The sequence below is a fragment of the Pectinatus frisingensis genome, assembly GCF_015732285.1.
Taxonomy (GTDB): domain Bacteria; phylum Bacillota; class Negativicutes; order Selenomonadales; family Selenomonadaceae; genus Pectinatus; species Pectinatus frisingensis.
Genome location: NZ_WIQU01000007.1, coordinates 93317 through 105690 on the forward strand (window position 1 = coordinate 93317; position 12374 = coordinate 105690).

The following is a 12374-nucleotide window of genomic DNA, read 5'->3' on the forward strand; positions in this document are numbered from 1 at the left end:
TGAAATGAAAATAGCAATTGCATGTGAAAACGATATGGTTGCCCAGCATTTTGGACATTGTTCCACGTTTAATATTTTTGACGTAAATGATGGAAAGATTGTAGAAAACAAATTGATAGATAATCCTGGACATAAACCGGGTTTCCTGCCGGTATACCTGAATGATATGGGTGTACAGGTAATAATTTCCGGTGGTATGGGTCAGGGAGCTGTTGAAATTTGCAAACAAAAGGATATTAAAGTTATTACCGGTGTCACGGGCACTGTGAAAGAAGTTATTGAACAATATATTGCGGGTAAGCTGGTTTCGGATGGTTCGGTATGTAATAGACATGAACATCGTAATGAATGCAGAAAATAATGTTGTCTGCTGAGTAACAAAAAGATTAATGAGATATTGTTACAGAATAATGCGTTCACTGATAAGGCAAGCTTATGTTATAATATGCATGTATTAAAAAAATTATTGTAAGGATGAAAAAAATGAGTGAACAATGTACACATGATTGTGGCAGCTGTGCAACTTCAGACTGTCAGGAACGTACAAAAATTCCTATGGAAAAGGGAAATCCTGATTCCCATATAAAAAAAGTCATCGCGGTAGTCAGCGGTAAGGGTGGTGTAGGAAAGACCCTTGTCACATCTATGCTGGCAGTAATCATGCGGCGGCGGGGATTTAATGTTGGGGTGCTGGATGCTGATATTACAGGACCTTCAATACCAAAAGCTTTTGGCATTGATAAAAAAGCTGCCTGCGATGCCAAGGGAACAATTTTACCGGTTACGACTAAGACAGGTATAAAATTGATGTCAGTCAACTTGCTGCTGGAGAATGCTACTGATCCTGTTGTATGGCGTGGGCCAATAATCAGTGGCGTCGTTAAACAATTCTGGAACGAGGTAGTATGGGGTGACATTGACTATATGTTTGTTGACATGCCGCCAGGAACTGGTGATGTTCCATTAACCGTATTTCAATCGTTACCGGTAGATGGTATTGTGATCGTGACTTCACCGCAGGATTTAGTAGGGATGATAGTTGAAAAAGCAGTAAAGATGGCTTCAATGATGAATAAACCTGTATTAGGAATAGTTGAAAATATGGCCTATTTCAAATGTCCCAATTGTGGTAAAAAACACAAGATATTTGGTGAAAGTAATGTGGCATCTTTGGCTGGTTTTTATAATATTCATGAAACAGCGCAGATCCCGCTTGATCCTGCTTTGGCTGCAGAATGTGATAAAGACGGTATAGAAGATTTTGCGAATGATTATTTGAATTTATTGGCCGCCTACATTGAGCAAAATGCTTGATTTATAGGCTGGAGATATAGCAGTATGGAAATTTATATAGCTGATAATAATATTTTAAAAAACAGTAAATTATTTTTCCGGGCAATACAGTTATTGCCTGAGAGAAGACAGAAAAAGCTGAAGTCCGGCACGGCGGAAAAAACTCGTATGCAATCTGCCGGAGCCGGACTTTTACTTGACTATATCTTAAAAAAACATGAAATATATGGCGAAAACGCTGAAATATATACTAATGGTTATGGAAAACCGTATTTAAGAAGTGGATTGCTGTATTTTAATCTTTCACATTCCGGTGAATATATTTTGTGTGCAGTAGATAAAAATGAACTTGGTGCTGATATTCAAAAAAGTAATATATGTCATATGGATTTAGCAAAACGTTTTTTACATACTGATGAGTATGATTATTTGATTGGATTGCCAACGGAAAAACAAACGGAAGCATTTTTTCGCATTTGGACATTAAAAGAAAGTTATATAAAAGCTTTAGGCAGGGGAATCGCTGGTATGCTTGACACATTTGCTATAAAAATATTAGCTGATGGGGTAGCTGCCTATCAGGAAAATAAACCACTGCCGTATCAATTTATTGAATATGAATTTACCGAATACCATATAGCAGTATGTACGACTGGGATTACTTCTAAACCGGCATTGCAACAAGTGGATTTTGCTGACTTATATTGAAATGTTTTAGTCATTGAATCCGTTGGGATGCGTTTTATGCCAGTTCCAGGCAGTACTTATGATAGCTTCCATAGATGTATATTTAGGCTGCCAACCAAGGACTCTTTCTGCTTTTTCACTGGATGCTACAAGCCGTGCCGGATCACCGGCGCGTCTTTTTCCAATTATAACTTTGATATCCTGACCGGTGGCTTTTTTTGCTGAATCAATCATTTCTTTAACAGAAAATCCATTGCCGCTGCCCAAATTAAAAATATCACTAGAGTTTCCTTGACGCAGATAATTCAGAGCTTTCATGTGAGCGTCTGCCAAGTCAACCACATGGACATAGTCTCTTATACAGGTACCGTCCTTTGTCGGATAGTCGCTGCCATAGACAGTTATGGCAGCGCGTTTTTTTAAAGGAACTTGCAGTATGATGGGAACCAAGTGGCTTTCCGGAGTATGGGCTTCACCAATATGGCCATCTTCTGCTGCTCCGGCTACATTGAAATAACGCAGAGAAATATAACGGATACCATGTGCGGAATTTACCCATTTCATCATTTTTTCCATGGTGCGTTTTGATTCACCATATGGATTAGTAGGTTCTGTGGGATCACTTTCCTTTATTGGAATTCGTTGAGGTTCGCCATAAGTTGCGGCAGAGGAAGAAAAGACGATTTTGCCGATATGGTGTTTAACCATGGCTTCAAGTAATATCTGCATGCCATATATATTATTATTGAAATACAAGAGTGGTTTTTCTACACTTTCACCGACTAATGAGCAGGCTGCAAAATGGATAACGGCATCTATGTCATTTTCTGTAAATATCCTGTCTAATATAACAGCATCGCGTATATCACCATTATAAAATTTTACCTTATCAGGTATTGCCTGGCGATGTCCGGTCCTGAGATTATCTATTACGATGGGAATTTCATTTTCTTCCAATAACTTATCTACCATATGCGAACCAATATAGCCAGCTCCGCCACACACTAGTATTGACATTTTTATATCCTCACTTTTATTGATTTTGAAACTATAATTTAATTTTAGCATGAATACGAAGTGAGGATAACCCCTAAATTATTTATACTGGCCCAAATACCAATTGACAAATTGCCGTGCCACTCGTCCGCTTCTGCCAGAATGAGTCAGTTCCCAGCGCAGGCCTTCAATACGCAGCTGTTTGTTATCCAATTTAATGCCGGTTTTTTGCAGATAACTATCGATGATTTGCAGGTACTCATCTTGATTTGGGGCATCATATACAATAATTATGCCAAAACGATCGGATAATGATATTGATTCATTTACACTGTCATTGCGATACAATTCATCTTGTGTGTCTTCCCGGTCATTCCAGGTTTCCTTGATAAGGTGTCGACGGTTTGATGTGGCATATAATACTACATTGGACGGAATTGATGAGATACCTCCTTCAATCACTGATTTCAGGTATTTGTATTCTGTTTCTGTTTCATTAAATGATAAGTCATCAAGAAAAACAATAAATTTATAACCGGCCAATTGGCGCAGATGTTCCATTATATCCGGCAGTAATTTTATTTGATCCCGGGTTATTTGTAAGAGGCGCAGACCTTTTTCATAATATTCATTGATTAACGCTTTAACACCGGAAGACTTTCCTGTGCCGCGGGCACCAACAAGCAAAACGTTGTTAGCAGGTTTATTTTTAATAAAAGCAATTGTATTATCAATAAGTGTTTGTTTTTGTCGATCATATCCTATTAAATCAGACATTTTTATGGACTCAAAGTATTTAATACCGTTGAGGCCACTGTTATTATTCCAATAAAAAGCGCGATAATGGGCCATTTTACCAGAGCCAAATTTTTTATAATGATCAAGCAGGCAAAGCGTTGCCTCTTCAGCTGACTGAGTTTGTGACAATGACTGAGATAATAAGGCGTAAAGTTCATTAGAACAAGTTTTCACCGGTGAATAGGCGTTTACTATATCAATGATTTTATTGTCACCCAATAAGTCAATTTTCAAATAAGGATAAATAACTTCCATATCAATTTTCAATAGTTTTTGAAGACTTTTATCGGGAAACTTCCCCTGCCGGATGCTGGCAGCAGCTAAATTATTTCCTTCTGATAGTAAATAAATTATGTATGCGGAAAATAATTGACCGGAAAGGCCCAGCTGTTCACTCTGCTGAACCAGAGCAGACAGGAAAGAATGCTGCAGCGTTATGTTGTAAGGATCACTGACGGCATTGCTGTAAAGACGGATAATTTTATTTTTCCGAAAAGAAGGAAAAGTAATCAATTGTGTCAAATTAACATCCATAGTATCACCTATTCTTATCATAATTACAATATCTTTATATAATAGCAAAAAAAATATCCATTGCCAATAGGTAATGATATATATAATAAAAAAAAATTGACTTATTGATTTATTGACTTTTTGACTTTTTGGAGTATAATAATAATTGTAAGGATTGAAGATTGGTATAGCAGTCAGAGAGCCTTATAAAAATAAAATTATAAATAAATTATTTAAGGGGGTTTTCCTAATGTTTGGTTTGGTTCCTTTTACAAAAAATAATATCAGCAAGAAAGATGATGGTTTTGGGCGGGTGTTTGATATTTTTAATGAACCTTTTTTTAATTCGGCATTTGCTCCGATGCAGACTGCAATGTCGGGTTTTGCTTCTTTCAAAGTGGATGTAAAAGATTTGGATGATGCTTATGAATTGTCTGCCGAACTTCCTGGTGTAAAAAAGGAAGACATTTCTTTAAGTTATGACAGTGGATATTTAACAATACAGGCCAGTACTGGTGATAATAAAGAAGAAAAGGACAGCGACGGGAAATATATTCGTCGTGAACGCCGGAGTGGCAGTATGTCACGTTCTTTCTATATTGATAATATTGATGAAGGTCAGGTTAAGGCGGAATTTAAGGATGGTATTTTAAATATACGTCTGCCAAAGGTTACGCCTCAGGACACGGCAAAACATATTGCAATTGAATAAATTCTTGATTTTTAAGTCAGCCGCTAACAGCGGGATGAATCTCCATATCAGCTGCTTTTTACAGTTGATACGGAGATTTTTATATTACTGATAAATTACAGAAATTTTTGAACTTAGGCTATTATAATTAACTCTATTATCGTTTACTCATGTTTAAAAACGTTATATAATAAGGACAGTTAATAAAAGAAGAGGAGCCTCATATATGAAGGGTACTATAGTTGCTACATGGGTTCGCACTTGCAAAAAGCTCTGGGGTGATGAACTCGTTAAAAATGTCATGGATGAGATTGGCATAAAAGCTAATCACATATTTTTACCCAGTGAAGATATTGATGATAAAACGGCACAGGCACTCGGTGATACTATTGCCAAGAAGTTGGGCAAGACGAATGCTGAAGTATGGCATTCCATAGGGAAGGATAATGCTGAAACTTTTTATGAGTTTTATCCGGGATTTTTTCAAAGAGAAAATTTGTATTCTTTTTTGAGTTCTCTGCACGATATTCATGTAGAAATAACCAGACTTATTCCAGGAGCGAAACCACCAGGGATCGCTATTGAAAATATTTCTTCTGATGAGGCGTTGTTTATTTATCGCTCTAAGAGAAGAAAATTTAATTATTTTCGTGGACTTTTAGATGGCGCTGCAGCGCATTATCATGAAAAAATAACGATTACAGTTGCTGAAAAGGGTGATGATTTTTTAAAACTGAAATTGAAATTTCCTTATCAAATCAGAAATCGAAAAATCTATCGTCTAAATAATTTGTTGCGGTTCTTACCATCATTAGCCGCTAAATCCGGAGTTTTAACGACTATTATTTTGTTCATTGTGGCTTTTTTAGCTAAAACTGTCGGTGTTGTATTTCCACTTTGGCTACCTATCGCAGCTGGTTTTATTTCTTATTTGGCTACAACAGCCATTCTTAGGCCATTTGACTCCCTGCATAATATTTTAAGCGATATTCAAGAGCATAAGTATGCATCCACGGTAGAAATCATATCCGGGGACATTTTTGAGATGCTGGCAAAGCAGGTGGAAGCTTATAAGGTAAGTATGCGCAAACGCTTCACCAGTATAAAGGGGCATGATGATGAACTTGTTCATTATGGCGATTCATTTAATGAATTGGCTGCTCATATGGGCAGTACTTCTGATACTATTGCTCAAGTTGTTAACAGCAGGGCGGAATCTTCAGTTGAGGCGGCTGAAAAAGTTTCTCAGGCAGTAAATATTTTAAATGAAAATATTTCTACCTTGAAAAATGTTGTTGAAAAACAGGTCAATAATAATTCACATCTACAAAATTCTGTTGGGGAAATTGAAAATTGTTTTAATAATGTACGTGATTCCAGCAATAAAATAAATTCCAGTATGGCTAACTTTTCTAAAGTTAATGCTTCAGTAGAAGGGCTGCGTGATCAGACTAAACGTATTACAGAAATTACTAATACTGTGGCAGCAATTGCCGGACAAACAAATTTACTGGCATTGAATGCTGCGATAGAAGCTGCTCGTGCAGGTGAACATGGTAAAGGATTTGCTGTTGTGGCTGAGGAAGTAAGAAAACTTGCCGAACAATCTCAAGAACAGTCCCAAATTATTTCTGATGATGTATTGACCATTACTAAGACCATAGAAGAGGTTGTAGAACATGTAGATACGGAATATAGTATTCTTTCCAAAGAAAATGCTAATTTGGTATCTGTTGTGGATGAAAATACAGCCCATTTGAAAAAAATACGGGCTGTATCTGATAGCATATTGGAAATGATAACACAGCTTGAAAGAGAAATGAATGGAATGAACGAAGTGTATGACAAAATAGGTTCTATTGTTGATATTACCCAGGAAAACTCTGCGGCTACTGAAGAAATTAATTCATCCATACATCTATATAATGAAAAAATTCAAAGTCTTAGTGATAAGATAGGTGAGTTTAAGAAATTAGCGCAATATTTTAGTGACGATGTGGGTGTTTTTAAAGTTTAGGTGTTGAAAAAATTTATTGTGGTTTTTAACGCTTGAAAATATGACATCATTTAAAAAAAAATAGGCACTTTACTGATAAATACTGTGATTTTCATCAAAATCACAGTATTTTTATTTGTCAGCGAATTAATTTATAAATTGATTATGCAATGGCAGTGTAATTACAATATGTGTGAGTTAAAGATGATATTTGATGGTCAATAAGTTATTATCGTATTATTTGTCTTTTATTTTTTTGAAAACAGGGATTTTATTTAGTGATGTCAAATTATAAATATGATATAATTTTTTTGATAAAAATTTCCTAATAAAGAAGCAGGTTAAATTTATGGAACAAGAACAGCTTGGAACGGATACGGCTGACAGCACAGCAGAACCATCTGAAAATAAAATAATTGAGAGCACATATAGGACAGTAAAACTGTTGAAACGGACCGATACCAGCGAAACTATACTCGTAGCAGCAAAAAAAACAGGAGCGCTTTTTGTACTAAAGCATATTTATAGTACGGGTCTGGCTTATGATAAGCTGCGTAATATCACCAGTTCGGTATTGCCAATCATTTATTATGTAAGCGAAAATAAGGCATTTGGTGTAACTACTGTTATTGAAGAATATATAACAGGAATAACATTGGTCGAATGGATGGAGCAAAGAGATCTGGAACCGATAAATGCCACGCTGGCAAAGCTGATATTTGAGCAGTTGGCTGATGGACTGCAAAAACTTCATGCTGCACATATAGTGCATCGTGCTATTTGTCCGGAAAACATTATGATAATGAGCGGCAAGGTAAAATATATCGGATTTGATCATTGTACTGCCAGTGATGACGTTGATAAAGTGACTTTATATAAAGGCATAACCGGATTTGCCGCACCGGAACAGACAACTTCCGGAAAAGCTGATTTTCGTAGTGACGTTTATTCGCTGGGAATGACAATGCAGAATTTACTGGGAACTGACTATAAGGGGAAATATGCAAGAATCCTGCGCCGTTGTAAAAAAACATCTGACAAGCGTTATAAAGATGGGGCACAATTAAAAAAAGCAGTTAAAAATGCATGGTTGGTATCATTGGTGGAAATAGGAGGCATTTGCGCAGCAGTATATATCATTATATTTGGGGCGTTATTTGCCTTTAATAAGTGGTATGATCCAATGAAGGAAATAAAAGCACAGCAGGCGTTTGCTCAGGAACAGGAGAGTGCTAGACAGGAGGCTGAGCAGGCTGAATTGGAAAAAGGCATGGGGAACAGTGATGGACAAGATGGTACTGATGTCGGAGTCAATGGATTGGCAAAGGGGAAGTTAAGTCTTAGTTTGGCTTTTCCCGGTAAACCGCAGGAGGAAAATGCCGACAGTATTGTGGTAAATATGGGAAAGGCAGCGGGGTTGTCGGAAGCGGGAGACGCAAAGGGGAAAGATTCTGTGTTTTTTCCCGATAAGGCAAAATTAGTTTTGACAATCAAAAATAACACTGATAGTGATATAAAAAACCCGGTGATAAAATTTGTCCCGTATTACATTGATTTATCCCAGATTAGTGATCCACCCAATACGATAACTAAACATTTGGCCGGGGCTGTGGAATGTCGCCGTGATATAAGTATTCCTGCCGGTAATGAAATGAAATTTGAATTACCGCTCAGCCGTGCAGTACTGCTTTATCCTGCGCAGCAAAATGCTAAAATAAAGGTTATTGTACATTCGGATAATTATGCTGATACTGCAGCGGAAATAAAGTTTGCTTTTAATTGATATTGATTGCAGACAAACACAAAAAATGTTTAATTAGTTAATGCGAATACAGGGTATAAAAATGAAAGCTGTACTTTCATTTTTATACCCTGTATTCGTTTGGCAATATGTAAAATATAATAAAAGAGATGATTTATTTTGCTATTATAACATCAGATATATTATTTTTTATCATTTTTAATACTGCGGTTTGTTCTGGAGAAAAATTATTTGACTCATCCACAATAACTTTGGAAATATCAGTTATATCGCATACTTTAATTAAAGAAGTTTTATTCAGTTTGGTGCTGTCCAGCAATAAAATAACTTCTTCGGTATTTTCCATGGCGGCTTTTTTAGCTTCTATTTCAAAGGCATTGACATCGGTCAGGCCGTCTTTGAAAGATAAAGCTTTTCCCGAAAGAAAAAGCTTATTGGTGTTATATTGTTTTAAAAAAGTATTTGTATCAGTGCCAATCAGGGAAAGTGTACCATATCGTAATATACCGCCAGCCAATATTATGTTTACATTTTTTATCAGATTGAAATAATTGCAGATACGTATACAGTTTGTAACAATGGTTATTTTTTTATCAACAATGTACGGACATAAAGCATAGACAGTGGTGGAAGCATCTAAGAAAATTATATCACCATCATGGATGAGATTACTGGCGTATCTGGCTATAGCATTTTTCCCTGGAACATTTTGCTGAGCCCTTATTTTCAAGCTGTCATCAATGGGATCGGTATTATTTATTGATGTTGCTATAGCACCTTTCAGTACTCTTTTTAATATACCTTTTTTTTCCAGATTTTCAAGGTCCCGCCGTATTGTCATTTCGGAGACAGCTAATTTTCGACTTAAATATTTTATCTCTACTTTTTTATGATTATTTAATATTTCCTTGATGGCAAGCCATCTTTCCTCTTGTGTCACAGGAGACTCCTTTCCTGAATAATAGTCATTCATGAGAATTTATATATTTAATATAGCATAGCAATACTGTTTGTGAAAGAATAATACTGAAATATAGTAAATTTTTTTGTTATATGCAGTATGTGTATGGAAATAGTACATAATCGATGAAATTTATAAAATTTTACAAAATTTTATTATTATATGCCATTTGTTAAAATTAACATTATGATGTAATATTTAAACATAAAATGTTAATAAATAACATAAATGAATATCAGGGGGTATAAAAATGATGCAGTATCAAGCGATGAATAATGAAATCATCGGAGATTATTTAAAGAAAAATGGTATATTTCCTAAGAACCATAAATTGAACAGTAAGGAAGTCGGGGATGGAAATTTAAATTTGGTATTTCGTGTTACCGATTTGGAAAATAATAAAAGGGTTATTGTGAAACAAGCCTTACCATATCTTAAAATTGCCGGTGACGGTTGGAAGTTGACTTTGGACAGAAATAGAATAGAGACAGAAACTTTGAAGTTGCAAGGGCAAGTCTGTCCAGGTGCAGTTCCTGAAATTTATCATCACAGTGATCAATATGCGCTTACCGTGATGGAAGATTTGGGGGATATGGAAATTCTGCGTAAAGCGATGATGGAGATGAAGTCATTTCCCAAATTTCCTAAACAGATCGGACAGTTTATGGCTAGAAATTTGTTTTTGACTTCTGATATGGGAATGGGTCCAATGGGTAAAAAGAAAATTGTGGGTAAATTTATTAGTCCGGAACTTTGTGATATAACGGAAAGATTAGTTTTAAATGATCCTTATACCGATGCTGAATCAAATGATATTAATAAATATATTAAGGCTGATGTTGAAAAAATGTGGTCGGACAAAAGGATAACCCTTGAGGTCGCCAAGCTGAAAGATATATTTATGACCAAGGCTGAATCTTTGCTGCACGGTGATTTACATACTGGTTCAATTTTCATTAATGATGATAAAATGGTAGTGTTTGATTGTGAATTCGCTTTTTATGGTCCCTATGGATATGATATAGGTTTGTTATTTGCAAATTTTCTTTTGAATTATGCTTCATGGGAAGGAAGAGATGATAAGGATAATCAGGCGATAACCGCTTATAGAAAACATCTTTTGACATCTATAAAAGAAATTTGGGCAGAATTTGTTAATGAATTTAATATTTTATGGGGAAATAAAACCAAAGATACAATAACAACTGTAGATGGGTATAAGGAATATTATTTAGGAAATTTGTTGCATGAAACAGCAGGCTTTTGTGCTTGTGAAATTTTGCGGAGAATTATTGGTATGGCGCATGTACCGGATATGGATATAATAGAAAATCTGCAGGAAAGAGCAAAGGCGCAACAGATGGGAATGCAAATCGCACAGGCTGTTTTGTTGAGACGGGAAAGTATAGAATCTATTATTGATTTTGTGAAAATAATTGAAGCTGCAGTTAATTAATAAACGCATTGTCGTATAGAGAAATTGTTTTACTAAAAGTGTGAATAATGTGATTCTTACATGAAAACAGGATTATTTAGAGGAGGAAATATATTATGTCGGAATTGTTTGCAATAAAATGGAAAGATGCTGATGATAAATTGGTTTTGCTTGATCAGACCAAATTACCTAATTCAATAGAGTATATAGAATATGATACAGTGGAGGGCATTTATGATGCTATAAAAACTATGGTGGTAAGAGGAGCTCCGGCTATAGGAGTTACAGCCGGTTATGGATTGTATTTTGGTATAAAGAATGCACCGGAAACATCTTTCACAGATTTTTACGGATATGTCAGAGGTAAAGCCGATTATCTCAATTCAAGCAGACCCACAGCAGTTAACCTTTCCTGGGCACTTAAACGAATGTTGAAAAAAATTGATGATGTGAAGGAGTATAAAATAACTGATATCAAAAAAATAATGCGGGAAGAAGCAATTCGTATCCATCATGAAGATGAACAAATCTGTCGGACAATAGGAGAAAATCTTATAACTTTGCTTAAAGATGATATGGGAATACTGACACATTGTAATGCCGGCCAGCTGGCTACATCGAAATATGGTACGGCCACAGCACCAATGTATCTGGCCAAGGAAAAAGGCTGGCATTTGAAAATTTATTCTGATGAAACACGTCCAAGGTTGCAGGGATCTACTTTGACGGCCTTGGAATTGCAGATGGCAGGAATTGATGTCACTACGATAACAGATAATATGGCGGCAGTGGTGATGGCACAACATAAAATAGATGCAGTGATCGTCGGCTGTGACAGAATTGCTGCCAATGGAGATACCGCCAATAAAATAGGGACTTTTGGGGTATCAATTTTAGCCGGATATTTTGGTATACCAATGTATATTGCGGCTCCGACACCGAGTATAGATTTGAATACACCTGCGGGACTGGATATTCCAATAGAAGAACGTGATCCTAAAGAGATAACATGTCGCTTTGGTGTGTGGACAGCACCGAAAGATGTTAAAGTTTATAATCCCTCTTTTGATGTTACACCACATGAAAATATAACGGCTATAGTCACGGAAAAGGGAATAGTGTATCCGCCGTTTAAAGAAAATCTGCAGAAAATATTAAAGTAGTCGGTCAGGAAGACAGCAAAAGTAGTGTATCAGGTGTCAAAAAATATAAAAAAACCGATGCAGTACGGTTGTAGTATTA

11 protein-coding genes are annotated in these 12374 nt (G+C 36.0%); 8 read left to right on the forward strand and 3 right to left on the reverse strand.

Going from position 1 to position 12374, the window contains the following annotated elements; genetic code table 11:
• Window positions 1-4 precede the first annotated feature (4 nt).
• From I6751_RS00760 to I6751_RS00770, 3 genes are all read left to right on the forward strand, one after another.
• Window positions 5-361 (forward strand): NifB/NifX family molybdenum-iron cluster-binding protein, encoded by a 357-nt coding sequence (locus tag I6751_RS00760; RefSeq protein WP_182186780.1) that lies wholly within the window; start codon window positions 5-7, stop codon window positions 359-361.
• 122 nt (window positions 362-483) lie between these two features.
• The gene (locus tag I6751_RS00765) at window positions 484-1314 is read left to right on the forward strand and encodes an Mrp/NBP35 family ATP-binding protein (protein WP_196591490.1); all 831 of its coding nucleotides are present in this window, start codon (window positions 484-486) and stop codon (window positions 1312-1314) included.
• 24 nt (window positions 1315-1338) lie between these two features.
• A complete protein-coding gene (locus tag I6751_RS00770; RefSeq protein ID WP_196591491.1) occupies window positions 1339-2001 on the forward strand; it encodes a 4'-phosphopantetheinyl transferase family protein in 663 nt (220 codons plus the stop codon).
• 6 nt (window positions 2002-2007) lie between these two features.
• Here the strand turns inward: I6751_RS00770 and galE are convergent, their stop codons facing one another.
• A complete protein-coding gene (gene galE / locus I6751_RS00775; RefSeq protein ID WP_196591492.1) occupies window positions 2008-2997 on the reverse strand; it encodes a UDP-glucose 4-epimerase GalE in 990 nt (329 codons plus the stop codon).
• A gap of 78 nt (window positions 2998-3075) precedes the next feature.
• Complete coding sequence (locus I6751_RS00780) at window positions 3076-4329, reverse strand: ATP-binding protein (protein ID WP_231037925.1); 1254 nt, start codon at window positions 4327-4329, stop codon at window positions 3076-3078.
• 208 nt (window positions 4330-4537) lie between these two features.
• Here I6751_RS00780 and I6751_RS00785 point away from each other — a divergent pair, with 208 nt between their 5' ends.
• From I6751_RS00785 to I6751_RS00795, 3 genes are all read left to right on the forward strand, one after another.
• Window positions 4538-4999 (forward strand): Hsp20/alpha crystallin family protein, encoded by a 462-nt coding sequence (locus tag I6751_RS00785; protein WP_196591493.1) that lies wholly within the window; start codon window positions 4538-4540, stop codon window positions 4997-4999.
• 205 nt (window positions 5000-5204) lie between these two features.
• Window positions 5205-6995: a heme NO-binding domain-containing protein gene (locus I6751_RS00790; RefSeq protein WP_196591494.1), complete on the forward strand. Its 1791-nt coding sequence runs from the start codon at window positions 5205-5207 to the stop codon at window positions 6993-6995.
• Window positions 6996-7323: 328 nt separating this feature from the next.
• Window positions 7324-8757 carry a protein kinase domain-containing protein gene (locus I6751_RS00795; protein ID WP_196591495.1) on the forward strand — a complete coding sequence of 478 codons (1434 nt, stop codon included), beginning with the start codon at window positions 7324-7326 and terminating at the stop codon, window positions 8755-8757.
• Window positions 8758-8890: 133 nt separating this feature from the next.
• Here I6751_RS00795 and I6751_RS00800 read toward each other — a convergent pair whose 3' ends face one another.
• The gene (locus I6751_RS00800; RefSeq protein ID WP_196591496.1) at window positions 8891-9676 is read right to left on the reverse strand and encodes a DeoR/GlpR family DNA-binding transcription regulator; all 786 of its coding nucleotides are present in this window, start codon (window positions 9674-9676) and stop codon (window positions 8891-8893) included.
• A 271-nt stretch (window positions 9677-9947) separates the two neighbouring features.
• Here I6751_RS00800 and mtnK point away from each other — a divergent pair, with 271 nt between their 5' ends.
• Both mtnK and mtnA read left to right on the forward strand, forming a co-directional pair.
• A complete protein-coding gene (gene mtnK, locus I6751_RS00805) occupies window positions 9948-11153 on the forward strand; it encodes an S-methyl-5-thioribose kinase (RefSeq protein WP_196591497.1) in 1206 nt (401 codons plus the stop codon).
• Between the two features lie 95 nt (window positions 11154-11248).
• Window positions 11249-12295, forward strand: a complete 1047-nt coding sequence (gene mtnA, locus I6751_RS00810; protein ID WP_196591498.1) for an S-methyl-5-thioribose-1-phosphate isomerase — start codon at window positions 11249-11251, stop codon at window positions 12293-12295.
• The last annotated feature ends 79 nt before the right edge of the window (window positions 12296-12374 follow it).

Bases quoted from the DNA above. Each gene is read 5' to 3' on its own strand.
- I6751_RS00790 (WP_196591494.1), top strand. From the start codon at position 5,205: ATGAAGGGTACTATAGTTGCTACATGGGTTCGCACTTGCAAAAAGCTC.
- I6751_RS00760 (WP_182186780.1), top strand. From the start codon at position 5: ATGAAAATAGCAATTGCATGTGAAAACGATATGGTTGCCCAGCATTTT.
- I6751_RS00795 (WP_196591495.1), top strand. From the start codon at position 7,324: ATGGAACAAGAACAGCTTGGAACGGATACGGCTGACAGCACAGCAGAA.
- I6751_RS00785 (WP_196591493.1), top strand. From the start codon at position 4,538: ATGTTTGGTTTGGTTCCTTTTACAAAAAATAATATCAGCAAGAAAGAT.
- I6751_RS00780 (WP_231037925.1), bottom strand. From the start codon at position 4,329: ATGATAAGAATAGGTGATACTATGGATGTTAATTTGACACAATTGATT.
- galE (WP_196591492.1), bottom strand. From the start codon at position 2,997: ATGTCAATACTAGTGTGTGGCGGAGCTGGCTATATTGGTTCGCATATG.
- I6751_RS00765 (WP_196591490.1), top strand. From the start codon at position 484: ATGAGTGAACAATGTACACATGATTGTGGCAGCTGTGCAACTTCAGAC.
- mtnK (WP_196591497.1), top strand. From the start codon at position 9,948: ATGATGCAGTATCAAGCGATGAATAATGAAATCATCGGAGATTATTTA.
- mtnA (WP_196591498.1), top strand. From the start codon at position 11,249: ATGTCGGAATTGTTTGCAATAAAATGGAAAGATGCTGATGATAAATTG.
- I6751_RS00770 (WP_196591491.1), top strand. From the start codon at position 1,339: ATGGAAATTTATATAGCTGATAATAATATTTTAAAAAACAGTAAATTA.